This window comes from Phycicoccus sp. Root563 (genome assembly GCF_001427915.1).
In the GTDB taxonomy this organism is placed as follows: Bacteria; Actinomycetota; Actinomycetes; order Actinomycetales; family Dermatophilaceae; genus Pedococcus.
This window is the reverse complement of the sequence record NZ_LMGM01000001.1, coordinates 2,323,097-2,347,253: the sequence shown is the minus strand read 5'-3', so window position 1 is coordinate 2,347,253 and position 24,157 is coordinate 2,323,097. Positions and strand designations below refer to the sequence as shown.

Annotated in this window: 28 protein-coding genes; 20 read left to right on the top strand and 8 right to left on the bottom strand. The window is 69.7% G+C overall.

Annotated elements, in window-relative coordinates; genetic code table 11:
• The first annotated feature begins 112 nt into the window (after positions 1-112).
• Genes ASD62_RS11175 through ASD62_RS11165 form a run of 3 tightly spaced genes read left to right on the top strand, consistent with a single transcriptional unit; the run spans position 113 to position 2,982 of the window.
• Positions 113-1,402 carry an RNA polymerase sigma factor gene (locus ASD62_RS11175; protein ID WP_056916026.1) on the top strand — a complete coding sequence of 430 codons (1,290 nt, stop codon included), beginning with the start codon at positions 113-115 and terminating at the stop codon, positions 1,400-1,402.
• Positions 1,403-1,453: 51 nt separating this feature from the next.
• Positions 1,454-2,281: an alpha/beta fold hydrolase gene (locus ASD62_RS11170; protein WP_056916025.1), complete on the top strand. Its 828-nt coding sequence runs from the start codon at positions 1,454-1,456 to the stop codon at positions 2,279-2,281.
• A 38-nt stretch (positions 2,282-2,319) separates the two neighbouring features.
• Positions 2,320-2,982 carry an HAD family hydrolase gene (locus ASD62_RS11165; protein WP_056916024.1) on the top strand — a complete coding sequence of 221 codons (663 nt, stop codon included), beginning with the start codon at positions 2,320-2,322 and terminating at the stop codon, positions 2,980-2,982.
• A 62-nt stretch (positions 2,983-3,044) separates the two neighbouring features.
• Here ASD62_RS11165 and ASD62_RS20115 read toward each other — a convergent pair whose 3' ends face one another.
• Both ASD62_RS20115 and ASD62_RS11160 read right to left on the bottom strand, forming a co-directional pair.
• Positions 3,045-3,206 carry a hypothetical protein gene (locus tag ASD62_RS20115; protein WP_157581439.1) on the bottom strand — a complete coding sequence of 54 codons (162 nt, stop codon included), beginning with the start codon at positions 3,204-3,206 and terminating at the stop codon, positions 3,045-3,047.
• Positions 3,207-3,308: 102 nt separating this feature from the next.
• Positions 3,309-4,676: an MFS transporter gene (locus ASD62_RS11160; protein ID WP_056916023.1), complete on the bottom strand. Its 1,368-nt coding sequence runs from the start codon at positions 4,674-4,676 to the stop codon at positions 3,309-3,311.
• Positions 4,677-4,838: 162 nt separating this feature from the next.
• Here ASD62_RS11160 and ASD62_RS11155 point away from each other — a divergent pair, with 162 nt between their 5' ends.
• From ASD62_RS11155 to ASD62_RS11130, 7 genes are all read left to right on the top strand, one after another.
• Entirely contained in the window at positions 4,839-5,201 is a 363-nt protein-coding gene (locus ASD62_RS11155) for a YciI family protein (protein ID WP_056916022.1), read from the top strand.
• A 25-nt stretch (positions 5,202-5,226) separates the two neighbouring features.
• Positions 5,227-6,495 (top strand): RNA polymerase sigma factor, encoded by a 1,269-nt coding sequence (locus tag ASD62_RS11150; RefSeq protein WP_082580730.1) that lies wholly within the window; start codon positions 5,227-5,229, stop codon positions 6,493-6,495.
• A 167-nt stretch (positions 6,496-6,662) separates the two neighbouring features.
• Positions 6,663-8,141 (top strand): P-loop ATPase, Sll1717 family, encoded by a 1,479-nt coding sequence (locus ASD62_RS20110; RefSeq protein WP_157581438.1) that lies wholly within the window; start codon positions 6,663-6,665, stop codon positions 8,139-8,141.
• Positions 8,134-8,988 (top strand): TIR domain-containing protein, encoded by an 855-nt coding sequence (locus ASD62_RS11145; RefSeq protein WP_082580729.1) that lies wholly within the window; start codon positions 8,134-8,136, stop codon positions 8,986-8,988. Before ASD62_RS20110 ends, ASD62_RS11145 begins: the two co-directional genes overlap by 8 nt.
• 338 nt (positions 8,989-9,326) lie before the next feature.
• Positions 9,327-10,259: an NAD(P)-dependent oxidoreductase gene (locus ASD62_RS11140; RefSeq protein ID WP_056916020.1), complete on the top strand. Its 933-nt coding sequence runs from the start codon at positions 9,327-9,329 to the stop codon at positions 10,257-10,259.
• Positions 10,260-10,306: 47 nt separating this feature from the next.
• Positions 10,307-10,564: a hypothetical protein gene (locus ASD62_RS20320; RefSeq protein ID WP_056916019.1), complete on the top strand. Its 258-nt coding sequence runs from the start codon at positions 10,307-10,309 to the stop codon at positions 10,562-10,564.
• A 74-nt stretch (positions 10,565-10,638) separates the two neighbouring features.
• Entirely contained in the window at positions 10,639-11,817 is a 1,179-nt protein-coding gene (locus ASD62_RS11130; RefSeq protein WP_056916018.1) for a serine hydrolase, read from the top strand.
• Here the strand turns inward: ASD62_RS11130 and ASD62_RS11125 are convergent.
• Both ASD62_RS11125 and ASD62_RS11120 read right to left on the bottom strand, forming a co-directional pair.
• On the bottom strand, positions 11,814-12,653 hold the full coding sequence (locus ASD62_RS11125) for an MBL fold metallo-hydrolase (protein WP_082580727.1): 840 nt from the start codon (positions 12,651-12,653) through the stop codon (positions 11,814-11,816). The genes ASD62_RS11130 and ASD62_RS11125 overlap by 4 nt on opposite strands.
• Positions 12,654-12,665: 12 nt before the next feature.
• Positions 12,666-13,058: a hypothetical protein gene (locus ASD62_RS11120; RefSeq protein WP_056916017.1), complete on the bottom strand. Its 393-nt coding sequence runs from the start codon at positions 13,056-13,058 to the stop codon at positions 12,666-12,668.
• A gap of 72 nt (positions 13,059-13,130) precedes the next feature.
• Between ASD62_RS11120 and ASD62_RS11115 the strand changes: the two genes are divergently transcribed.
• Together ASD62_RS11115 and ASD62_RS11110 are read left to right on the top strand one after the other, a co-directional pair.
• Positions 13,131-13,457, top strand: a complete 327-nt coding sequence (locus ASD62_RS11115; protein WP_056916016.1) for a rhodanese-like domain-containing protein — start codon at positions 13,131-13,133, stop codon at positions 13,455-13,457.
• A 6-nt stretch (positions 13,458-13,463) separates the two neighbouring features.
• Entirely contained in the window at positions 13,464-13,979 is a 516-nt protein-coding gene (locus tag ASD62_RS11110; RefSeq protein WP_056916015.1) for a DUF3806 domain-containing protein, read from the top strand.
• Positions 13,980-13,996: 17 nt separating this feature from the next.
• On the opposite strand, the gene ASD62_RS11105 is transcribed toward ASD62_RS11110, so the two are convergent.
• Positions 13,997-15,271 (bottom strand): hypothetical protein, encoded by a 1,275-nt coding sequence (locus ASD62_RS11105; protein ID WP_056916014.1) that lies wholly within the window; start codon positions 15,269-15,271, stop codon positions 13,997-13,999.
• A 334-nt stretch (positions 15,272-15,605) separates the two neighbouring features.
• Here ASD62_RS11105 and ASD62_RS11100 point away from each other — a divergent pair, with 334 nt between their 5' ends.
• Both ASD62_RS11100 and ASD62_RS11095 read left to right on the top strand, forming a co-directional pair.
• Positions 15,606-16,817 (top strand): ATP-binding protein, encoded by a 1,212-nt coding sequence (locus ASD62_RS11100; RefSeq protein ID WP_056916013.1) that lies wholly within the window; start codon positions 15,606-15,608, stop codon positions 16,815-16,817.
• Positions 16,818-16,823: 6 nt separating this feature from the next.
• Positions 16,824-17,366, top strand: coding sequence for a GNAT family N-acetyltransferase (locus tag ASD62_RS11095; protein WP_056916012.1), 543 nt, complete (start codon positions 16,824-16,826; stop codon positions 17,364-17,366).
• Between the two features lie 57 nt (positions 17,367-17,423).
• Here the strand turns inward: ASD62_RS11095 and ASD62_RS11090 are convergent, their stop codons facing one another.
• On the bottom strand, positions 17,424-18,368 hold the full coding sequence (locus tag ASD62_RS11090; protein WP_235530686.1) for an aminoglycoside phosphotransferase family protein: 945 nt from the start codon (positions 18,366-18,368) through the stop codon (positions 17,424-17,426).
• A gap of 140 nt (positions 18,369-18,508) precedes the next feature.
• Between ASD62_RS11090 and ASD62_RS11085 the strand changes: the two genes are divergently transcribed.
• The 5 genes from ASD62_RS11085 to ASD62_RS11065 all read left to right on the top strand — a co-directional run bounded on the left by ASD62_RS11085 (position 18,509) and on the right by ASD62_RS11065 (position 22,039).
• Entirely contained in the window at positions 18,509-18,790 is a 282-nt protein-coding gene (locus ASD62_RS11085) for a DUF427 domain-containing protein (protein WP_056916011.1), read from the top strand.
• 95 nt (positions 18,791-18,885) lie between these two features.
• Positions 18,886-19,506: a DUF421 domain-containing protein gene (locus ASD62_RS11080; protein ID WP_082580726.1), complete on the top strand. Its 621-nt coding sequence runs from the start codon at positions 18,886-18,888 to the stop codon at positions 19,504-19,506.
• 144 nt (positions 19,507-19,650) lie between these two features.
• Positions 19,651-20,262: a hypothetical protein gene (locus tag ASD62_RS11075; protein WP_056916010.1), complete on the top strand. Its 612-nt coding sequence runs from the start codon at positions 19,651-19,653 to the stop codon at positions 20,260-20,262.
• Positions 20,259-21,020, top strand: a complete 762-nt coding sequence (locus ASD62_RS11070; RefSeq protein ID WP_056916009.1) for a hypothetical protein — start codon at positions 20,259-20,261, stop codon at positions 21,018-21,020. Before ASD62_RS11075 ends, ASD62_RS11070 begins: the two co-directional genes overlap by 4 nt.
• An 8-nt stretch (positions 21,021-21,028) precedes the next feature.
• The gene (locus tag ASD62_RS11065) at positions 21,029-22,039 is read left to right on the top strand and encodes a HEAT repeat domain-containing protein (protein WP_056916008.1); all 1,011 of its coding nucleotides are present in this window, start codon (positions 21,029-21,031) and stop codon (positions 22,037-22,039) included.
• A gap of 20 nt (positions 22,040-22,059) precedes the next feature.
• Here ASD62_RS11065 and ASD62_RS11060 read toward each other — a convergent pair whose 3' ends face one another.
• Entirely contained in the window at positions 22,060-22,707 is a 648-nt protein-coding gene (locus tag ASD62_RS11060) for a methylated-DNA--[protein]-cysteine S-methyltransferase (RefSeq protein ID WP_082580725.1), read from the bottom strand.
• On the bottom strand, positions 22,704-23,192 hold the full coding sequence (locus ASD62_RS11055; RefSeq protein WP_056916007.1) for an RNA polymerase sigma factor: 489 nt from the start codon (positions 23,190-23,192) through the stop codon (positions 22,704-22,706). Before ASD62_RS11055 ends, ASD62_RS11060 begins: the two co-directional genes overlap by 4 nt.
• 126 nt (positions 23,193-23,318) lie before the next feature.
• On the opposite strand from ASD62_RS11055, the gene ASD62_RS11050 reads away from it, so the two are divergent.
• The gene (locus tag ASD62_RS11050; RefSeq protein WP_056916006.1) at positions 23,319-24,155 is read left to right on the top strand and encodes a glycerophosphodiester phosphodiesterase family protein; all 837 of its coding nucleotides are present in this window, start codon (positions 23,319-23,321) and stop codon (positions 24,153-24,155) included.
• Positions 24,156-24,157: the final 2 nt, after the last annotated feature.

Below are 24,157 nucleotides of genomic sequence, written 5' to 3'. Positions count from 1 at the left end.
GACGGCCCGGATGCCGCGGCCTCCGCGGCATTCGGTCCCTGGACCGTCGCGGCATCCGGTCCGTGGCCGGGTGTCACATGGCATGTGACACCCGGCCTCGTAGTCTCGGGGCGTGCCAGTCCAGACGCCGACCACCGAGGCGATCACCACCGCGTGGCGCGCGGAGTCGGCGCGGCTCGTCGGAGCCCTGACCCGTATGACGCGCGACGTCGAGCTCGCCGAAGACCTCGCTCAGGACGCCCTCGTCGCCGCCCTCGAGCAGTGGCCGGCGACCGGGGTGCCGGACAACCCGGCGGCGTGGCTGATGACCACGGCCAAGCGGCGCGGCGTCGACCACTTCCGCCGGGCCGACAACCTCCGCCGCAAGACCGAGGAGCTCGGTCATGCCTTGGGAGAGGAGGAGCAGGTGCCCGACCTCGACGCCCAGGTCGACCACATCGAGGACGACGTCCTGCGCCTGATCTTCCTGTCCTGCCACCCGTCGCTGAGCGCGGAGTCACGCGCCGCCCTGACCCTGCGCCTCGTCGGGGGCCTCACCACCGGGGAGATCGCCCGCGGCTTCCTCGTCTCCGAGACCACGATGGGCCAGCGCATCTCGCGCGCGAAGAAGACGCTCTCGCAGGCGCACGCCGAGTTCGACCTCCCGACCGGTGCGGAGCGGGTCGAGCGCCTCGACGACGTGATGGCCGTGATCTACCTGATCTTCAACGAGGGGTATGCCGCCGCGGCCGGTGAGCACTGGATGCGTCCCGCCCTCGCGGACGAGGGTATCCGGCTGGCGCGGATGCTCGCTGCCCTCGCCCCCACCGAGCCCGAGACGCTGGGTCTCCAGTCGTTGCTGGAGCTCCAGGGGTCCCGCGCCTCGGCGCGCGTGGACGACGCCGGGGTGCCGGTGCTGCTCGAGTCGCAGGACCGGACCCGCTGGGACGAGGAGCTGATCCGGCGCGGTCAGGCCGCGCTGGCTGGTGCCCGTGCGCTCGCAGCCCGCGGCAGGCCGGTCGGCAAGTACTTCCTCCAGGCGTCGATCGCCGCCCAGCACGCCCGCGCCCGCCGAGCCGAGGACACCGACTGGCGCCAGATCGCAAGGCTGTACGACGTGCTGGCGCAGGCCGCGCCCGGACCGGTCGTCGAGGTGAACCGCGCGGTCGCCCACGGCCGGGCGTTCGGCCCAGAGGCGGGTCTCGCGGTGCTCGAGGCGGTCGACCCATCGGGTGCCGCCCAGCTGGGTGACTCGCCGCTGCTGCCGAGTGTGCGAGGAGACCTGTTCGAGCTGGCCGGGCGCCACGGTGAGGCGGCTTCGGCGTTCGCCGACGCGGGCGCTCGGTCGCGCAACGACGCCGAGCGCTCGGTGCTGGAGCGACGGGCCGAGGAAAACCGCGCACGCATGTCGAAATCCGGCTGACCCGTTCGACGCACGGTCACAGCCCCTCACGCGCCCGAACCAGGAGACACCATGAGCACCGTGACCGCCACGACCACGAGCACCCGTTTCGTCACGTCCGCCGACGGGACGCGCATCGCCTACGACGTGACCGGCACCGGGCCAGCCGTCGTCGTGGTGGAGGGCGCCCTCTGCCAGCGCTCGATGGGCACCGCCAAGTCCCTGATCCCCCTGCTGTCGCGGGACCACGCGGTTTTCGCGTACGACCGCCGGGGGCGCGGTGAGAGCGGACCCGGCTCCACGGCATACACGGTGGAGCGGGAGGTGGAGGACCTCGTGGCGGTGCTCGAGGTCGCGGGCCCGGACGCGCTCGTCGTCGGGGCGTCGTCCGGTGCGGTGCTGGTCCTCGAGGCGTTGCAGGCGGGGGTCGCGACGGGGAAGGTCGCGCTGTACGAGGCGCCGTTCATCGTGGACGACACCCACGCGCCCAACGACCCCGACCTGGGCTCACGGACGCAGGTGCTGGTCGAGGCGGGGAAGCGGGGTGAGGCGGTGCAGCTGTTCATGCGCACGGTCGGCGTGCCGGCGTTCGGCGTCGTGATGATGCGGCTGATGCCGGTGTGGAAGAAGCTCTGCGGCGTCGCGCACACGTTGCCGAACGACTACGCGCTCGTCCTGGAGCACCAGCAGGGTGAGCCGCTGCCGGACGGCTGGCTGTCCGAGGTCGGCGTCCCGGTGCTGGTCATCGTGGGTGGCAAGAGCCCGGAGTACATGAAGAACGGGCAGGCGGCGCTCGCCGCGGCGCTCCCCCACGGGACGCTGGTGGAGCTGCCCGGCCAGACCCACATGGTCAAGGGCAAGGCCACGGTGCCGGCGCTGCGGGAGTTCTGGGCCGGCTGAAAAGGTGTGCCCCCGGCGCGACGGGGTAGGAACAGGGCATGGCAGACACGGCGATCTTCGACGTCGACGGCACGCTCGTCGACACCAACTACCAGCATGCGGTCGCGTGGTTCCGCGCCCTGCGGCGCTACGACATCACCCGCCCGATCTGGCGGCTGCACCGCGGCATCGGTATGGGGGGCGACCAGTTCGTCTCGATGGTCGCCGGCCGCGAGGTCGAGGAGGAGCACGGGGACGACCTGCGGGAGGCGTGGGCGGAGGAGTTCGACCGGCTGATCGGGGAGGTCCAGCCGTTCGAAGGGGCCCACGAGCTGCTCGTCGAGGTCAAGCGGCGGGGCTTCAGGTTGGTGCTGGCGAGCTCTGGGAAGACCGAGCACGTGGAGACGTTCCTCGACCTCATCGACGGCAAGTCGCTCGCCGACGCCTGGACCACCTCGGACGACGTGGAGCAGAGCAAGCCCGAGCCCGACCTCGTGGTAACCGCGCTGGCCAAGGTCGAGGGCGCGAGCGGGATCATGGTCGGCGACTCGGTCTACGACGCGCAGGCGGCTGCCAAGCTCAACATCCCGACCCTGGGGGTCCGCACCGGAGGGTTCTCGGTCGGGGAGCTGCAGGAGGCTGGGGTGCTGCAGGTCTTCGACTCGCTCGTGGCCTTCCGCAGTGCGCTCGACGGCACTCCCCTGGCACGAGCCAGTCGCTGACCCCCGGCGTGGCTGCGCCCGCGGTCGGGGGCAGGGTTCACGGCGTCCCGGGGCAGCAGCGCCTAGTTCTCGGTGTGGCGGGGGTCGTCCTGGTTGTCGGTGTGCGCGCCGACGCCCTCGTCGGCGGGCTCGGTCTCCTCGTCTGTCTGCTGCGACTCGAGCGCCGCCTGCTCCTCCTCGGGGGACATCTTGATGCTGTCCTGGCCTGGGGTGGTGTCACTCACGTGGGTCTCCGCGCCTCGTGACGACAGCCCGGTGCTGACGCCTGCTGTCCATCATGCGGGGAGGGGCGAGGCCGCGCTCGGCAGCGAGCCGGCGCACCACCGTCAGGCGAACCGCCACCGCGCCACGGCCCGGGCTGCGACGAGGGCGGTGGCCCCGGCGACGAGGACGGCGACCGCGGCAGCCGGCACCGCGCCATACGTCCCCGGGGAGGCGAGCAGCAGGAGGATCGCGACGCCGATGGCGCTGCCGAGCTGCGCTCCGGTGTTGAGCACCCCGGTGGCGGTGGTGACCTCGTCCTCGGGCAGGTCGGTGCCGATGTCGTTGCAGGCGACCGACGACAGCCCGAGGCCTGCCCCGAGCAGCAGCAGTCCGGTGACCGTGCCTGCGAGCGTGCCACCGGTGCTGCCTCCTCCGCCGATGATGGTGGCTGCAGTGACGAGGTTGCCGAGGGCCAGCAGCGCGAGGCCCAGGACGGCGGGGCGTCGCGGTCCGCCGGTGCGTACGAGGCGCGGAGCCGTCGTCGACCCCACGACCACGGCGAGGCTGAGGCAGAGCAGGGTGAGGCCTGCCTCGAACGCGCTGAACCCGAGGCGGCGCTGGAGGTGCAGCGTCAGGAGGACGGCGGTCGAGCTGGTGGTGGCCGTGTTGACGAACGAACCCAGGGTGCCCAGCCGCAGCCGCGGTCGTCGCAGCGCTGACGGCTCGACAAGGGGCTGACGGGCGCGGCGCAGCCAGACGGCCAGTGCGGCGCCGAGGGCGACCCCGGCACCGACGACGCCCAGCCCGCGACCGCGCTGGTCGGGGTCCTGGACCAGGGCGGTGCCCAGCACGAGACCCATGACCGAGGTGACGAGCAGCAGCGCCCCCACGAGGTCGAGCGAGGCGGTGCGGTCCTGGACCGGTCGGACCTTCACCCAGACCAGCACCCCGACTGCCAGGCCGACGGCCAGCGGCGCGTTGACCCAGAAGATCGACCGCCAACCGAGCAGCTGAGTGAACAGTCCACCGACGAAGAGGCCGCTGGCCCCGGCTGCGGCTCCCGCGGCGCTCCACAGGCCCAGGGCCCTGTATCGCTCCCCCGCGTCGGAGGCCGAGGCGAGCAGCAGGCTCAGCGCCGCGGGCACGGTGAGCGCCGAGGCCGTGCCCTGCGCAGCGCGCGCCACGACGAGCTGCCACGCCTCGCCGGCCACCGCACCCAGGGCGCCGGCGACGGCGAAGACGGCCAGTCCTGCGAGCAGCACCCGCACGTGGCCGTACCGGTGGCCGAGCCGCGCGCCGACCACGAGGAGCCCACCGAAGAACATCGCGTAGGCGGTCGCGATCGGTCCGGCGGCGGCATTCCCGGCCCCGACTCCCTCGAGCATCGAGGGGATCGCCACGATCGCCGCGGTGACGCCGAGGACGTCGACGAACTGCACGAGACAGAGGACGCCGACGGTCGTGGCGAAGCGCGGGATGGGGCGATCCATGCGAGGGACGCTACCCACGGGCTCGGACACCAAAACCGTGGTGGACGCCCGTCCCAGGGCGATCGAAAGAAATTCTGTGGCAGGTTGTCGTATCGACGTGAGCCCGTTCGTGGTGAGGGTGAGAGGCGGCCACAGGGACTGCCCCGGACCAAGGAGATCGACATGACGCACTACCTGCTTTCCGTCCACGGCCCGGCCGAGCGCAACGAGTTCGGCGAGTACGGCTCGAAGGAGGAGATGGAGAAGGCGTTCGCCGCGACGGGGGCCTTCAACGACCAGCTCAAGGCCGACGGCTACTGGGTGTTCGCCGGTGGTCTGCAGCAGGCGACCACGGCGACCGTCGTCGACAACACCGGTGACGCGCCGGTGGTCACCGACGGGCCGTACCTGGAGTCCAAGGAGTACATCGGCGGGTTCTGGGTGATCGATGCCCCCGACCTGGACGTCGCGCTCAAGCTCGCTGCCGACGGCTCGAAGGCCTGCCGGGGCAAGGTCGAGGTCCGTCCCTTCGAGGGCCTGGCCTGAGCCGGTCCACGTGACGGATCCGGGTATGACGCAGGACGGCACGGTCGACCACGGGGGCTCACACCACGTGGCCGACCGGCCGTCCGGAGGCGACGGGGCGGCTGTCGAGCGGGTCTTCCGCGAGGAGTACGGCCGCCTCATCGCCTCGCTCGTCCGCCGGTTCGGCGACATCGACCTCGCCGAGGACGCAGCGGGCGAGGCCCTCGTGGTCGCATTGGAGAAGTGGCCGTCCGAGGGCACTCCCCCCAACCCCGGCGGCTGGCTCACCACCACCGCCGCGAACCGCGCGATCGACCGGATCCGCCGCGAAGGCCAGCGCGACGCCAAGCACCAGGCGGCCCTGATGACGTACGACGACACACCCCACTCACCCGTCGGAGTGGTCGAGGACGACCGGCTCCGACTGCTCTTCACCTGCTGCCACCCGGCGCTCGCGCCGGAGGCGCGGATCGCCCTGACCCTGCGGCTTCTCGGTGGCCTGACGGTGGCGGAGATCGGGCAGGCGTTCCTCGTCCCCGAGACGACCATGGCGCAACGGATCACCCGCGCCAAGAAGAAGATCGCTGCGGCGAACGTGCCCTACCGCGTGCCTTCTGCTTCGGACCTGCCCGATCGGTTGGGTGGGGTGCTGACCGTGCTGTTCCTCGTGTTCAACGAGGGGTACCTCGCCAGCGGTGACGGGTCGCCCGTGCGCTCGGAGCTGACGGGTGAGGCGATCCGACTGACCCGGGTGCTTCGTTTGTTGTTGCCCTCCGAGCCGGAGGTGATGGGGCTCCTGGCCCTGATGCTGCTCACCGAGGCGCGCCGTTCGGCCCGCGTGCGCGGCGGTGTCCTGGTGCCGCTGGACGAACAGGACCGTGGGGGCTGGGATCGCGCGCTGATCGCGGAGGGGCACGCGCTGGTGCGTGAGTGCCTCGCGCTGAACCGGCCCGGCCGCTACCAGCTGCTCGCCGCGATCAACGCCGTCCACACGTCCGCTGTCTCTGCCTCGGACACCGACTGGTCGCAGGTGGTCGCGTTGTACGACCAGCTCGTCCGCCTCGACCCCTCACCGATCGTCGCCCTCAACCGGGCCGTCGCCGTCGCCGAGCTGGACGGACCCTCGGTCGGCTTGGCGCTGGTGGACCGGCTACCGCTCGAGGGCTACCACCCGTGGCACGCCGTGCGTGCCGACCTCCTGCGCCGGCTCGGCCGCAGTGCCGAGGCCAAGGACGCGTATGCCGCCGCCATCAGCTCGACGCAGAACGTCGCCGAGCGCGCGTACCTGGCGAGGAAGAGCGGCGAACTCGTCTGAGGATGGGCGTAGGAGAGCTGGAGGACCCGAGAGACCTTCTCGTAGGTCAGCGCAAGACTTGGTCGGCTCGAGGCGTGTGCCGAGGCACTTATGTTCCTAGGACCCGCAACAGGGGTGTGATCGCTAGCATCTGGCTAGATAAGCGGTGCTGGGACTTAGGGGATGCCATGGCTTTGCGCAGGGAATCGCACACGTACTCGGAGCTGCTATTGAGTATCGACCTTGGTGACGAAGTCGCTGAGGTGGACCCTGCGCTCGCAGAGAGTTTCGTTCGCACCGCCGACTTTGACGAGTTTCTTTCGGGGCGATGCGATTTGATCACCGGAATTAAAGGGAGCGGGAAAAGCGCACTGCTCTTGATGGGCGCGAAGGCGCCGCCTCCTCGAGTCGACATTTGCCATGCCCAGCCGTCACGCGGACCCGTGATATACGAAACGGATGTTCCTGGGCAGCTAACTGGTGACGCCCTAGAGGACTACTACCTTGAGCGGTGGGTGCTTCATACGGCGCTCACGGCCGCATATTTCCTGCTCAGACTCGGCGAGTGTTCGGCTGTACATGCAGAATTAGTGAGAGCTGGACTTCCGACTGATAGTCAGGAGTCAGAGGTGGCTATCTGGGTTTCCTCGGGGCGAATCATGCGTGACGTCAACATAAACAATATTCAGTTTGCGCAGTCCCTTATACGAGAGATCGATGAGCAACTCGTGCGGAATGATCGAAGCATATGGGTCGCCTATGATCGCCTCGACGATGTTACGTTTGCCAAGCCACAACTCGAGCAGACGGTGCTGCGAGGGCTTCTGCGGGCGCACATATACTTGGCGCGAGTTAGTGCGAGACTAAAATCCAAGATGTTTTTAAGGAGCGATATCCTGGATCGGGCAACCTTGGGGGCCGGTTTGCGAAACCTCGATAAGGTTCCCGTTCTAAGACTCAACATGAACGCACATGATATGAGTCTGCTGATAGCTAGGAGATTCATGCGGTCAGAGCGCTTCAATGAGATTCTTGGCGAGGAGTCGCATCAACATGACCTGGGAGAAGAAACCTTGCCCGCGGTTATGGCCCACATTCTCCCCAAGGAGCGACTCAATAGTAACAACAAGAGGCGGCCTAATTTCCTAGACGTCTACGGTGCATACTTTTACGACACCACCGATGGATCTGGGAAGTTTGCTGCCCGTAATGTTCTCGCTTACTTGCGACTGGCGATAGTGCAGCAGCGACGAATCTGCGAAGACGGCAGAATTGCGCACCTTCCACACAGCGGTCCGGTACTCTCTAATAAGGCGCTCCATGCAGCATGGGTGCAACTCAGCGAGAATAGACTCCATTCGTATGTTTACGCAGAGTTTCCGTCGACCCGCAATTTCGTCGAGCGCCTGGAATATGGTCCTTATCGCTATGGGTCGATCAGGGACTTGGGGAAGCGCTTTTTCGGCGATACCGATTCTATGCGGGAGACTAGGACCGTCGTAGATATGCTGAAGTACTGCGGGGTTCTGGGCGAGAGTGGTCAGTCTTTCTCCGTTGGTCGCGTGTACAGGCCGGCCTTACGGTGTCGAGATACACCACGCCCATCCGGCAAGCAGACATCTGGCCCTCGCTCTACTCCCGCGGGAACGCGTGGGCCTAATGACTGACTCGGGCTATTATCACGCCCGATACACCGTTGACGGCCAACGTATTGTTAGCGTTGACCTCAACTCCGATGCCTTAGTTTTTAGCGTGTTACGTCCATTGATGCCGAGCGACTCTCTCTCTGAGAGCTTGGCGTCAATACGGTCGAGTTCATTGCACGTTATTCATACCGAAGTGCCTTTTCGTACCGCTCTGGAGAATTCACAGAAGCTGATCTCTCTAGGCGTGCAGGCGAAGAAGGATGAGGCCTTCGCGGGGTTGGCTACGCTCGCAGAGGATGTAACGTATCAGGTGGTTGATCGGCTTGAGAAGATACTCATTGAGGCATCGAAGGGGCAATTCACGGTGGAACGCGACGCGCGAAAGATATTTGTGGTGCATGGCCGGAATGCGGCGTATGCCGCGGAGATCAAGGGTCTACTGCGCCGTCTGGGTCTAAGTGTCTTGGAATGGGAAATGGCGGTGGGAATGACAGGTGTAGCTTCGCCATACATTGGAGATATCGTCCAGGCCGGCATGGCGACCTGCGGGGCGACCTTGGTCCTTTTCACCCCCGATGATGAAGTCCGCCTTTCTCCCGAATTGGTAGGTTCCGGTGACGGTGCCGAGGAGACGGAGCTTCGCCGTCAGGCGAGGCCGAACGTCTTCTACGAGGCGGGTATTGCCGATGCTCTTGATAAATCGTCAACGCTGCTAGTCGAGGCGGGAAGTGTCAAATCGTTTAGCGACATTTCGGGTCGTCACGTTGTTCGCTACGACGGGTCGGCCCGTGCGAAAAAGATCGTCGCTGAGCGCCTTCGCGCGTGCGGCGCTGAAGTCGATACGTCCGGCACGGACTGGCTTGAGTGAGGTATCACTGAATTGGGAGTCGCTCGGATGTCGGCGCGCGTCTTGGCTCAACTGCGACCGGGGAAGGCCTCCGTGCGTGGGCGCAATCAGCCCCATCGCTTTCAGCTGTTCCTGCTCAGGCGTCCGCCACGGGTCGCTAGCGAGCGAGCTTGCCAAATTGATGTGGCGTACCAATCAGGCTCTACGTACAGTTGCGGCATTCGGGATCAATTCTTGCAAAAAGATCTATTGTCGCGCCCTGCGCCCGTGGCCGTCCGCGGGCGCACGAGAAGAAAAGTGCTTACTCGGCTGAGTCTTCCACGCTGGCCTTCGTGGCCCCCAACCAAAGGCGTCGAGGCATGCGCGTAGTCGTCATCGGCGGGACTGGACACATCGGCACCTACCTGGCGCCCAGCCTGGTCGAGGCAGGGCACGAGACCGTGGTGATCAGCCGGGGAACGCAGAAGGCGTACCGCGACGATGACCGCTGGCAAGACACTGAGATGGTCGTCTGCGACCGCGAAGCCGCCGAGCGTGACGGCACCTTCGGCACCACGGTCGCAGGCCTGAAGCCCGATGCCGTGATGGACCTGACCTGCTTCACCCCCGACCAGGCGCGTCAGCTCGTGGACGCCCTGGACGGGCAGCACCTCATCCACACCGGCACCGTCTGGTCCTACGGCGCGAGTGCCCTAGTGCCGACCAAGGAAGACGCTCCCAAGCACCCCTACGGCGAGTACGGCGTCAACAAGCTCGCCGTCGAGCAGTACCTCAAGGGCCAGGACCGGGTCCGTGCCAGCGTCGTGCACCCCGGCCACATCTCCGGCCCGGGCTGGATGGCGATCAACCCGCAGGGCAACCTCGACCCCGGCGTCATCGACCGCCTCCGCGAGGACGGCTCCTGTCTGCTGCCCGACCGTGGCGGAGAGACGATCCACCACGTCCACGCCGAGGACGTCGCCGGCCTGCACCAGGCCTGCCTGGAGCACCCGGACCAGGCCATCGGCGAGAGCTTCAACAGCGTCTGCACCGAGGCGCTCACCCTGCGCGGGTACGCCGAGCTCGTCGCCCGCCACTTCGGACACGAGCCCAAGCTCGAGTTCGCGCCGTGGGCGGAGTTCGAAAAGCGCGTCGACCCCGAGGCGGCCCAGGCCACGATGGAGCACATCGGCCGCGCGCCCATGTTCTCGATGGCCAAGGCCAAGGACCTCCTCGGCTTCGAGCCCAAGCACAGTGTCGTCGACACGGTGCTGGAGTCACTCGATGCGTGGGTCGCCACCAACCGCACCTGACAGGCTTAGGTCACCCACCGAAAGACCACAGACACCAGGGAGAGCCGATGGCCAAGCCCGTGGACGGACGACCCCCGCTGCAGCGTGCGCTCGACGCCGCCGCCGGGCTCAAGCCCGGCACGTGGGAGAGCGTGGAGACGCTGGCGGTGCTGGCTATCGAGGCCAAGGACCTCCCCGACGGTCCGCGCCTGCTCGCCGCGGCGCACGCCGCGGCCGACGGGGCCAAGCCCGGCACCTGGGAGAGCATCCGGGCCCTGGCCTGGCTCGCGCGGGCCGACCGCGAGCTCGGCGACACCTCCAGCTGAGCCCACTCCCACACCCGACGGCGGGCTCGACGACGCCGGACGCCAGCACCCGAGAGAGGCCTAGGGTCGCAACCATGACCAGCTCCGCCGAGCCGTACGTCGCCGAGGACTTCGGCCCCGTCGCCGACGCGTTCCGCCGCAACTTCACCGATCCGGGCGACGGCGCGGCAGCCGTCACTGTCCTGCATCGCGGCCGAACGGTCGTGGACCTCTGGGGCGGCACGGACGAGCTCAACCACCGGCCCATGCCCGCAGATGGGTTGATGATGGTCGCCTCGTGCAGCAAGGGTGTCACCGCGACCGTGCTGGCGATGCTCCTCGAGCGCGGTGTCCTCGACCCCGAGGAACGCGTTGCGACCTGGTGGCCCGAGTTCGCCGCCGCAGGCAAGGACCACGTCACCCTCGGCATGGTCGCCTCCCACACCGCTGGCCTGCCCTACCCGCCGCTGGGCACCGGCCTGCAAGGCCTCGACCTGCACCGTGGGCCAGCCGTGACCGCGGCCCTGGCCGGTGCGACTCCCCTCTGGGAGCCGGGGACCGCGATGGCCTACCACCCGGTGACGTACGGGACGCTGCTCGACGAGATCGTCAAGCGCGCCAGTGGGCAGTCCATCGCCCAGCACGTGCGCACCCTCATCGCCGAACCCCTCGGCGTCGATCTCTGGATGGGGCTGCCGCCCGAGCTCGTCCCCCGCGTGGTGCCCGGCCTCTGGGAGCAGCAGAGCCCGATGACCCCCGACGACGACTCGGCGCCAGACCCCAATTCGTATGCTGCGCAGCGGCAGGCGTTCCTGCACGAGAACCCGCCCATGGACCCCGACTTCGACGACCCCGACGAGGTCCGCGAGCACTACGCCGCCGAACGTCCCGCCATCGGTGCCATCACCGACGCCCGCGCCCTGGCCACGATGTATGCCGCGCTGCTCGGCCCCGTGGGCGGCGTCCGGCTCATCAGCAAAGAGACCCGGGCAACGGTGACCCGACCTCAGACCGACGGTGTCGAGACCCTGGTCGAGAGCGGCACGGCCGGCCCCGACATCCGGTTCGGCCTCGGCTACCAGCTGGCCTCGGCCAGCATGCCCGGCTTCGGCCCGACGTCCTTCGGGCACACCGGCGCCGGCGCTCGTCTCGGCATCGCCGACCCGGAGCACGAGGTCGGGTTCGGCTACGTCACCAGCCTGATGCGCAACATCGGCCCGGACGGCGATCCGCGCTGGAAGGCGCTCATCGACGCCATACGGGGCTGTCTCTAAGCGTCGACCTGCAGGACGAAGTCGTCGAAGACGTGGCGGCCGGGTCGGTCACCGACCTGCGCCACCGCCCGCTGGACGTCACGGAGCTGGTCGACGGTCATCTCCAGCGGCGGCTCGTCCGGCTGGAACGTCGTGCGGATCGGGTAGTCGACGCCCGGAGTGGTGCTCATCTCGATGTGGCATCCGACCACGTGGCTCACCGGGTGGGTGTCGGCGAACGCGACGAGCCGGTCGATGGTCTGCGCGAACGCATCACGGTCCTCGACGTAGAGCCTCCCCGGGTAGACCGTGTCGCCGGTCAGGAGGAATCCCGTCCGCGCGTCGAAGTAGGTCACCGCTGCCGCGTCGTGGCCCGGGCTCGCGAGGCAGTCGACCACCCGACCACCGAGGTCGAGCCGGGCCGAGTGGTCCAGGTCCGACGTCAGCCCCAGGAAGCCGTGGATCGACTCGCGATCGGGGTCGACCACCGTGGTGTCAGGACGGTCGGCGAACTGGCCGTCCCCCGCGACGTGGTCACCGTGCGAGTGGGTGTGCAGGACCAGCAGCTCGTACCCGGGACGCGGATGGCGTTGCAGCCACTGGTCCACGAGCGCATCGACCGTGTCGCGCAACGGAAACAGCGCGGCCTCGGCCGTCGCGCCGGTGTCCAGCAGCAGGGCGCGCTCACGGCCGAACAGCAGGAACAGGAACGGCGCCTCGTAGTTGATCGCCTTGTTCTGCCGCAGGATCACCGTGGCGTCGTCGTGCCAGTGGACCTGCAGGTCGGGGTCGGTGTTGTGCTTCGCCGACTCCGACCCGTGGATCCAACGGACCTGCAACGGATCGGGGTGGTCCACAGCGGCAGGCGATCAGGAGTAGGTGGGGCGGCCCTCGGCGTCGGGGTCGGCGTGGTCGGGGACGGAGGGGCGGTGGGCCGCGGCGGTCGCGTCCTCCTCGCCATACAGGAGCTGGTCCTTGTCGGTGATGATCGACAGCGGGGCCCCGCTGGACTCTGTGAGCTGCTCACCGAGTCGGTCGTAGGAGGTGGGCGGCAGCTGGACGCCGCCGGCCTCGAGGGCCTCCTTGAGGCGCGAGGCGAGGTCCGACGGGGAGGCGCCGTCGTCGGCCGCCTCGCCGAGGGCGACGACCGTGCGGACGTAGTGGTCGAGCTGTTCGGGGCTCAGCGACTCCACGAACGGCGTGCTCAGGGTGATCGTGAGACCACGGTCCGGGGTGTGGCCGACAGGCACCTGTTCAGTCATGCGTCCGACCCTAGCCGCGGCCGCCCTGACATGCCTCGGCGAGCGTGGGGCGGCGGTGGCAGGATGGCGGCCATGAACATCCCCCAGGTGTCCGTGTCCGAAGTCGCCGACGACGCCGTCATGCTCGACGTCCGTGAGCAGGACGAGTGGGACGCCGGCCACGCCCCGGGCGCCGTGCACATCCCGCTGGGTGACCTCCCCGCCCGCCTCGACGAGCTGCCCGATACCGACGCCGGGACCCTCGCCGTCACCTGTCGCGGCGGTGGCCGCTCGGCCCGGGCCGTGGCCTGGCTGTCGCAGCAGGGGTTCGACGTCGCGAACGTGGACGGCGGCATGAAGGCCTGGGAGGCCGCCGGCAAGCCCCTGACCGCCGACTCCGGCACCGCGTCGGTCAAGTAGCCGACGATGGCCTGGTTCGGTCGCCGCAAGGACTCGGACACCGAGCCGGAGCCCGTGGAGGAGCTCGAGCTCGCCTCGGCCGGTGACCAGCTCGTCGACGACGGCGAGTCGCTGCGGCCGATCGTCAAGGGCCTCGGCCCCGACGAGAAGGCCCGCATCGACTCCGCACTCGCGGACCTCGAGGCGGAGGGTGTGGACGTCGACGACCTCTCCTCCCTGAGCGAGGGCCTCGACAAGGCGTATGCCGCGTGGGCGTCCGGCGACGAGGACAGCCGGCCCGACCACGCCGCCATCGTGGAGCGGTACGCCATCGGCATCGGCTCCCACCTCGACCGCAAGACCGACCTCGACTGGCAGGTGGTCACCGACGTGTTCGGCACCGACCTGTCGCTGACCGAGGGTTTCAAGGGGTCGTTCGTCGTCGTGCCGCACAACCTCGTCGCCGGGCGCTGGATGCGCGGCGAGACCGGCTGGATCCCCGCGGTCGTCGGCCACATCATCCGCCGCCGCACCCGCCGCTGAATCGAGCGGCAGGCGCGTCAGTCCTCGTCAGGCTCGGCTTCGTCCTTACCGCGACGACGCAATGAGCGCTCGCCGATCCGACCGGACAACTTGCCCGACACGGACTTGGCGCGGCCCAGTGACTCGGTGCCGACGCGTAGCGAGTCCGTGCCGAGTCGCCGGGCGACGTCGGCGCCACCGGCGCCTCGCTCGATCGCTCGGTCCTTGGCGTCGGCCGCCGCTTGAGTCCACCGCCGCGCCTCGAGCGACTGCCGTCCACCCTCCAGGCCCAGCCTGCTCTGGAGATCAGTGACGGCGGTCGCGACGTGGTTGCTCGCCCGGACGACATCGCGGGAGCCGGTGGGGTGCAGCAACACCTTGTCGTTCGCAGTGCTTGCCGCAGCCTCCAAGCGAGACACGAGGTTCTCGGTCGTCTGCCCGATCGCGTCGAGGCGGTTCGCCCGGGCGATACGGAGACCAACGCGGTGCTGTTCAAGCTCCTCGGGTGCCGCATCGAGCATCCGGTCCAGCTCCAGCACCGCGATGGCGTCCTGGAGCTGGAAGCACCGTGCCAGCACCGCCAGCCACTCGCGACTCCTGGAGTCAGCCTCTTGGGACTTGTCCACCAGGTCGCTGATCTTGCGTTGGCTTTCGACACTCTTGGCGAGGGCGTCGAGCTCAGCGAGGGCGTAGGCCTGGGTGCGTGCGACGGTCCAAGTGGTGCCCTGCACCTTGGACCACGTGATGTCCGAGACACGTCCAACCGTCTCCCGGATGGTCATGGCCTCCTCGATGACCAGTTGGACGCCGATCATGTCGGCGATGACTGAGTCCTTCTGGGCACGGAGGACGTCGTCGACCTTGGCGTCGATCACGGCGAGGTAGTCCGTGATCTCGTTCATGGCCTGCTGCATGGCCAGTTGAGCCATGAGGCCGGCAGCGCCGGCGAGCAGCGCTGGGTTCGTCAAACTCTTCGCCCCAGCGCCCTTGGCGAATGTCAGGACGCCTTTGATCTGTCCCTTGTCGTTCCGGACGACCCCCGAGTGAACGTGCTTGGCGGTCTCGGTCAAGCCGTGTTTGTCGATCAACCTCGCTGACTCCTTGGTCAGCTTCACCCAGCGCCCAGAGCTGGCGGCGACCTCGGAGCCAACCGAAGCGAAGGAGGATCCGGCTTGGAGGACCTTGCTGAGCCGGGGAAGTCCGAGATCCTTCGACTCCAGGCCTTCCGAGGCGAGGAATCGTTCGACCGCACCCTGCTCGCCGATAACGGCCAACCCGTCGCCGTCGCTGATCAGCTGGATCTCGTCGTCCATCTTGCGGCTCCTGAAGGGGTGGGCGGGTGCTGCCCGACGGTACCTGTGAACCATCGGCCGAGGGGCCATTCCGGACAATCGGCCGTCGCGCCTCGTGGTGACCGGGCAAGCGGGCTGAGCGCGCGGCCCAGCGTCACTGTGAACAGTTGGCGCTGCCCGAGCGCACGCGCAGCGACGGCATGTGTTCACCGTGAACCGTCGGGCCTTGATCGCGGGGTATCGGTGAGTATCGCGATGAGGCTAGACAGCGGCATACGCGGGCATCGAGCGCGACACGATCGGCACGTATCCGCGCCTCTCGGGATATCCCTAGACACACGCATACCCTGCGATCGTGGACCCGATCCGTAACCCCTATGCCCCCGGCGCCGGCCAGCGCCCACCCGAGCTGGCGGGGCGCGACGAGCAGCTCCAGGCGTTCGACATCGTGCTGGAGCGGATCGCGCGAGGCCGGCCCGAACGCTCCATCGTCCTCACCGGCCTGCGGGGCGTCGGCAAGACGGTACTGCTCAACGCGCTGCGCTCGGCCGCGGTCCGCGCGCACTGGGGCACCGGCAAGCTCGAGGCACGCCCCGACCAGGGCCTGCGCCGCCCGCTGTCGGCCGCGCTGCACGTCGCAGTCCGCGAGCTCGGCCACCCGCAGGGCGACGACGTCGACCACGTGCTCGGCGTGATCAAGGCGTTCGCCCAGCGCGACTCCGCTCCCGGCGCAAAGCTCCGCGAGAAGTGGAACCCTGGCATCGACGCCCCCGCCGTCACGGGCCGCGCCGACTCCGGTGACATCGAGATCGACCTCGTCGAGCTGCTCACCGACGTGGGTGGGCTCGCGGCCGACGTCGGCAAGGGCGTGGCGATCTTCGTCGACGAGATGCAGGACCTCACCCCGGAGGACGTCTCCGCCGTCTGCGCCGCCTGCCACGAGATCTCGCAGTCGGGCCTGCCGGTGATCGTCGTCGGCGCCGGCCTGCCGCACCTGCCGGCGGTCCTGTCCGCGTCGAAGTCCTACTCCGAGCGCCTCTTCCGGTACCAGCGCATCGACCGGCTCGACCGCAGCGCGGCCGACCTCGCGCTCGTCGTGCCCGCCGAGGACGAGGGCGCCGCCTTCACGCCCGAGGCCCTCGAGGCGATGTATGCCGCGACCGCCGGGTACCCGTACTTCGTCCAGGCGTACGGCAAGGTCGCCTGGGACGTGGCGCCGCGGACGCCGATCAGCGTCGAGGACATCAAGGTCGCGGCGCCCGAGGCGGAGGCCGAGCTGGCGGTCGGGTTCTTCGGGTCGCGGTTCGAGCGGGCGACACCGGCCGAGCGGGAGTACCTGCGGGCCATGGCCGACGCCGCGGTGGCGATGGTCGAGTCGGGTGAGGAGGTCGACGAGACCGAGTCGGTGCCGACCTCGGCGGTCGCCACGCTGCTCGACCGCAAGCCGCAGTCACTCTCACCGGCGCGGGACGCCCTGCTCAAGAAGGGGCTGATCTACTCCGGCGAGCGTGGCCGGATCGCGTTCACCGTCCCCCACTTCGGCCGCTACCTGCGCGCCACCGGCTGAGGGTCCGTGTCCGTCCTGCTGCCGACTAAGCGGCTGCTGCTGCGGCCCTGGCGGGTCTCGGAGGCGTTCGTTCAGCGAGAGCTGTGGACCGAGCGCGACCCACGGGTTCCGACGCACCGGCGCCTCGACGGGGAAGGCCACCCGACGCTCGCGGAGCTCGAGGAGCCGATCCGCACCGACGGTGTCTGGACGACCGGACTGCTCGCCGTCGAGCGCCGGGCCGAGGGCGACGTCATCGGCTACTGCGGCCTGGTCCACTCCGGGCGCGGTTCCCAGGGTGGGGACGAGGGTGGGGTCGAGGGGCGGGACGAGCCGGAGCTGGCGTTCGAGCTGCTGCGCCGCGTCCACGGTCAGGGCTATGCGACCGAGGCCGCGCTCGCCGTCATCGAGCACGCCCGGGTCGACGGACTCCAGCGGCTCTGGGCCACGGTCTGGGACTGGAACACCGCGTCGCGGCGAGTGCTGGCCAAGCTCGGGTTCACCGAGACCGGGCGGACCGAGGTCGACCCCGAGCACGGCACGACCCTGTGGACCGTGCTCGACCTCTGAGCCCATGGGTGCAACGGGCCAAGGAGCTCTACGCGACCCTCGTGGAGCTGAGGAAGATCACCGACCCGTTCGCGTGAGGGCGCGGTGCTCGGCGACGACGTCCCCCAGGATGCGCAGGTTGGCGTCGACGTCCCGGTCCAGGTCCACCGCCGACTTCCACACGGCCCAGCCGCGCGCCCGTGCCCACGTGTCGGCGTCCAGCCCGATCGCCTCGCGGAAGACCTCGCGGGCCCGACCCGCCAGGAAGGTCCAGGCGATGACGAGGTCGCAGGCCGGGTCGCCGACACCGCTCGTGCCGAAGTCGATGACGGCTGCGAGCCGTTCGTCGCGCACGAGCAGGTTGCCGGTGGCGACGTCGCCGTGGAACCACACCGGGTCACCGGTCCACCGGGTCGTCAGTGCCGTCTCGAACACGTCGAGCGCGCCTGCCGCGAGGCCCGGCTCGAGGCGGCCGAACGCCTCCTCGGCCTCCTCGGCGTAGACCCCGAGGTCACCGCCGCGGTGGAACGAGTGCTCGCCGGCCAGGGGACCGCCTGCGGCGGGAGCAGCCCGCAGCGCCCCCAGGAAGTCGGCCAAATCCTGCGCGAACCGCGTCGACGCAGACCCCTCCGGGACCGTCGACGCCGAGGCGGTCGCCCCCTCGACCCACCGGCGCACCGACCACGGGTGCGGGTACCCCGGTCCCGGTCGACCGTTCGCGACGACCTCCGGGACCGGCAGGGGCAGGTATGGCGCCAGCACGGGAAGCCAGCGGGCCTCCTTCGCGACGCCCGCGACATACCGCTCGTGGGTGGGGAGGCGGACGGAGAGGTCCTCGCCGAGCCGGTAGGTGCGGTTGTCCCAGCCGTCGACCGGGACCGGCCGGACGGGCAACCCGGCCCACTGCGGGAACTGCTCGTCGAGCAGTCGGCGGACCACGGAGGCGTCGATGCCGGCACGGCCGTCGGGACCCACGTCACCGGACGACGTCGGCGGGGCGGACTGGTCCAGGCGGTCGGGCACGCAGTCCACCTTGGCGGGCGCGGCGACCCGGCTCAACCGGTTTGTTCACGGCCGGGGAACACGGTGGGGCTGTGCGAGGTTCGACCTGTCGACAGTCCGGCACTGCCGCGAGGGCCGTGCCACCAGCGAAGGAGCAGGGCATGCGCGCGATCTGGAACGACACCGTCATCGCCGAGAGTGACGACACCGTCGTCGTCGAGAACAACCACTACTTCCCGCGCTCCTCGGTGCGCGAGGACCTGCTGCAGGACTCCGACACGACGAGCGTGTGCCCGTGGAAGGGCACGGCGTCCTACCAGTCGATCGAGGTCGACGGACAGGTCAACAAGGACGCCCTGTGGTTCTACCCCGAGCCCAAGGACGCGGCGAAGGAGATCACCGACCGGGTCGCCTTCTGGAAGGGCGTCACCGTCACGCCGTGACGGCCAGCTGAACGCAGGCTGAGCTCGGGGCCCGACTCCGGCGCGCGGGCCGCTCGACGCGATTACGTTGAGCGGGACCGACCCGAGGAGCCCCGATGATCGAGCACGTCCCCGCAGTCCTGAGCCACACCCTCGCCGCCGTGCCGACCGGGGTGGGGAGCGACCTGTTCGACCTCCCGATGCCGGTGCTGGAGAAGGTGATCCGCACCGTCGTCATCTACCTCGGCATCGCGCTGATCATCCGGGTCGCGGGCAAGCGCCTGATGGCGCAGATGAACTCGCTCGACCTCGTCGTCGTCCTGCTCCTGAGCAACGTCGTGCAGAACGCCATCATCGGTGAGGACAACTCACTGGTCGGAGGGCTGATCGGAGCCGTCGTCCTCGTCGCGTTCAACGCCGTCCTCGACCACTGGTCGATGCGCAGCCCCCGGCTGGCCTGGCTGCTGAGCGGCAAGGCGACGCAGGTCGTCACTGACGGAGTGGTCGACCACCACCAGCTGCGCCGCCTGGGCATGACCGAGGCGGAGCTCACCAACTCGATCCAGCAGCAGGGCGCCACCACCCTGTCCGAGGTGCGCCACGCAGCGCTCGAACCTGGCGGGTCGGTGACCGTCGAGCTGCGTCCGGACGCCCACACCGCGACCATCGCCGACCTGCGCCGGGCGGTCGACGCCCTCACCGCCCAGCTCCAGCAGGGCCGGCCGGAACGCCCGTGATGGCGCGCCTTCTGCGCGTTTGACCCCATACGGGTCGTATGCCGTGGCTGGACCCCGGATGCGTCCGTTCATGTATCAGGGGGGCACGGCCTCCGCTCCTCTCCCCGTCCGGTCATCCGACCGGGCACGGGGGAAGGAACAGGCATGACTGACATCAGGTTCGACGGGGACTGGATCCTCCTGGAGGGGGCCGTCACGAAGTCCGCGACAAGCGACTTCATGCTCGACACGGCGGGGCGTCGCTCGACGAACACGCCCTACCGGCGGGCGCTCGTCCACGACTTCACCGACGGGTTGACCGTCAACTGGGACCGGGACTACCCGGGTGGCGTCACCATCAACGACACCAAGACCCTCAAGGGGGCGACCAACGGCGACTGGATCGTCGTGCAGTCGCGGGTCACCCAGCACCTCGGCACCGACATCATGCTCGACGGTGGCGCCGAGCGACGCAGGACCACGACGATCTTCCGGCCGCGGGGCACCAAGTCCAGCCCGTACCGCCGCGCCCTGGTGCACGCCTGGGAGGACCAGCTCGTCGTCAACTTCAACCGCGACTACGTCGGCGGCGTCCTCATCGACGGCTCGGTCACGGTGCCGGGCTCGCTCTCGGTCGCCGGGCAGGACGTGGCCACCGTGCTGGCCTCGCTGCAGGCACAGGTCACCGCGCTGACCGGTCAGGTCACGACGCTCACCACCCAGGTCACCGACCTGACGGCCCGCGTCACCGCGCTCGAGACGCCGGTCGGGCCATGACCGTCCTCTCGGTCCGGGAGGCCATGAACGCCATGGGGCTGGGAGGCGTGGGGAACCTCTCGGTGATGCGCGAGGTGATGGGGTTCTGGCAGGGCAAGGCGCCCAACGACCCGACGACGAGCACCCCGGTGGTCGTCAGCCTCGGGCAGGCCTTCACCGGCCTGAGCGGCCCCCACATCAACGTCAACATCATCAAGGTCGGGTACGACGTGCTGTCCGCCGGCGCCCTCGACACCGAGGAGGCCGCGGTCGACTACGGCATCCACCGGACGCGCCAGATCTACGGCGGGATCGGTCTCGGTGTCGGCCGGGTCGGCTACTACTGGATCACCGCGGCTGCCTCCAACGGGCGCGACGACCTCGGCAGCGACTCGGAGTCCGACACCCTGTCCGACGAGTGGAGCGTGCCGAACGACGGCCTCGACGTCTTCTGCGTCCGGACCATCACCTACGACAACGTCCTGGGCGTCTCACCGAAGCCCGGCGACTGCACCAAGGGCGGCAAGAGCGACGGCATGATCGGCGGCGAGACCGGTCGGGGCGATCCCGACGGCTGGTCGCGCACGCTGGCGCACGAGATGGGCCACTACCTCGACCTGCCGCACAACCACGGCGACACCTGCCCGACGGCGACCACCGCCCGGGAGAACCTGATGGCCCAGACCCGGTGCTGCGTCACGACGCGCTCCTCGGTGCTCCTCACGAGCAGCCAGGGATCGACGATGCGTGGCCGGTGCCAGGTCAGGGCCGGGAGCTAGGAGCGACCATGCCCACCTACACACCCGTCGACCAGCGGCCGGACGCCGAGCTCAGCCTGTTGGCCCGGGCCATCCGGCCCGATGTCGCCAGGCAGAGCCTCGCGGTCCTCGCCCTGCGCGAGTCCGCGTCCCTGCCAGGCCTGTCCCAGGAGCTCGTGCTGGGTCACGGCGACGACCGCGTCAGGGCGCTGTCGGCCGTCATCCTCGGCCGGATCCCCGGTGCCGCGTCCCAGGAGGCGCTCCTCACCGCGCTGGGGGACCCCGAGCCGACCGTCCAGCGACGCGTCGCCCAGGCCCTCGGCCGGGTCGGTGACAGCCAGGCGCTCGAGACCCTCGCGCGCCTCCAACCACCGGAGGACACCCCCGTCGGGAGGGACGTCCGTATGGCGCGCGTACTGCTCAGCCACCGGCTGGGCGTCGCGGACAGCCTCGTCCAACCCGTCGAGATGAGCACCTTCACCCGCACACGGGGGGTCCCGATCGCGTGGAAGACCCGGTCCCGGCTGGGCAAGGCGGCCGTGGTCGCCTCGGCCGAGCGGGAGCTGCCCGGGATCGCGCTGACCACGCGCAGCGTCCAGACCTTCACGTGCGGGGACACCCCGGGCGCGCTGGCCGTCGACGCAGGCCTGCGGGGGCAGGCGCAGGAGGGCCGTGACCTGTTCGCCAGTCCTCGCCTGGTCGGGGCCCTGCTGCGGGAGCGGGCCTGCTCCGAGCGCTACACGCTCGACGGCTACGTCCTCACCGACGACCGGGACGGCACGGGTGGTGCCGAAGTCCACGTCTGGGTGGTGCGCCCGGACGGGACGGTCGTCCACGAGGGCCGGGCCACGGTCGAGGGCACCTCGGTGCGGTTCTCGGTGGACCGGTCGCAGGCGCCGTACGGGAGCCCGGTGCGCGTGAGCGGCACCTACGACACGGCGACCGGGGCGCTCTCGGTCGACGAGGCGATCGTCGGGCTGCCGAACGTGCGAGCGGCCCAGGCCGCCGCACCGTCACCCCAGGTGCCGGCCGGCGGCTGAGTGAGGGGGCAGCCGACCGGTCACCCGGTCGGCTGCCCGGTCGGCTGCCCGGTCGGCTGCCCGGTCGGTTGCCCGATCGGTTGCCCTGCCTCGAGGTCGAGGAGGAAGCGCTTGGCCGCCAGCCCACCGGCATACCCGGTCAGGGAGCCGGACGACGCGACCACCCGGTGGCACGGGAGGACGACGCACAAGGGGTTGGCGCCGAGGGCGGCCCCGACGGCGCGGGCGGCCTTGGGGCGATCCACGCGCGCGGCCAGCTCGCCGTACGTCGCCTTCGTGCCGTACCCGACCGAGGAGGCGAGGGTGGGCAGGACGATCCGCTGGAAGTCCGACGCCAGTGCCAGGTCGGTGTGCAGCGTGAACCCGCGCGTGCGCCCGGCCAGGAAGTCGTCGAGCTGGCGACGCGCCTCGTCGAGCTCGCGGGGGTGGCGCAGCACCCGCGGGGAGACCTTCGACGCGAGCCGGGCCAGGACGACGTCCTCGTCCTCGGTGGAGGGGACGAACGTCGAGGCGACCAGAGCGCCAGAAGCGTTGCGGGCCAACAGCATCCGGCCGACAGCGGTGTCCTCGACGACGTACGACACGTCGCTGGGCTCGAGCGTCGGGGGTCGCAGGTCCGGTGTCCACCCGGTCAGGGCGGCGGCGGGATCGGTGGACAGGGTGTTCATGGCAGGTCCTTTCGCAGTGTCGCGAGGGCGTCGCTGACGAGGCGGCGGCTCATCGCGGGCGAACAGCCCAGCGCGGCCGCGATGGTGGGGTGGTCGAGGTCGGCGACGTACTTGAGCACCACGGCCTCCCGCTGCCGCGGTGGCAGGGCGTCGACCGCGGACCACAGCGGTCCGTCGGGCAGGTGGGCGTCGGCGGCCGGTGCTGCGGGTGTGCGGGTGACCAGCGACGCGGGGTCGTCGTGGGGGACGGCCCGGCGGCCGCGACCGCGGTGGGCGTCCATGGCGCAGCGGTGGGTGATGGTGAGCAGCCACCCGCGCAGGTTGGTCGCCGAGCGCAGCGACGGGTAGGCCGCCAACGCCTGGGTCCACGCCTGCTGGGCCACGTCGTCGCCGTCCACCGGCCCGGCCAGGGCGTGGGCGAGGCGGGCGACGTCACGCCAGTGCGCGTCGACGAGGTGCTGGAAGGCGGGGAGGTTCACAGCCATGGAACGCGCCACCCCTCCTCGGTGTGAGCCCTGCGCCTGAGCCTGCGGGTGCGCCCGACGTGCGAGCCGCTGACGGGTCTCGTGGGTCACCGGCGCGACCGTGTCCGGGTATGGAACCATGGTGACGTGCTCGACGACGCCGTCTCCGCGCGGCCCGCTGCTGTCCCCCGGCGTACCCCGCTGGTGATCGCCCACCGAGGTTCGAGCCTCGCCGAACCCGAGCACACGCTCTCCGCCTACCGGCGCGCGATCGTCGAGGGGGCCGACGCGCTGGAGTGCGACGTGCGGCTCACGGCCGACTCCCACCTGGTCTGCGTCCACGACCGCCGGGTCAACCGCACCTCCAACGGTCGGGGCAGCGTCTCGACGCTGGAGCTGGCAGAGCTCGAGGGGCTCGACTGGGGTTCGTGGAAGGAGGAGCACCGCGGCGACCTCGAGATGCCCGACCGCGACCGCAACATGCTCCTCACGCTGCGCGCCCTGCTGACCATGGTCACTGCCAGCGACCACCCCATGGGGATGGTCATCGAGACCAAGCACCCGACGCGGTACGCCGGGCTGGTCGAACGGCAGCTCGCCAAGGTGCTCAAGGAGTTCGGGCTCGACGGGCCGAGGAAGCCGGGCGAGCACTGGGTGCGCGTGATGTCGTTCTCCCAGCTCGCGGTCCAGCGGATGCGCCAGCTGTGTCCGGACGTGCCGGCGGTGCTGCTCGTCGAGGACTCCGTGCCCCTGCGCTTCCGCGACGGGTCGTTGCCCCGAGGGGTCCACGCGGTCGGCCTCGACATCCAGATCGTCCGCAAGTGGCCGCAGACCGTCGCCCGCCAGCACCGCCACGGGCACGAGGTCTACGTCTGGACCGTCGACGAACCGGCCGACGTGCAGCTCTGCCTCGACCTCGGCGTCGACGCCATCATCAGCAACCACCCCGCCGCGGTACTCGACGCTGTGCGTGCAACTCGATAGTC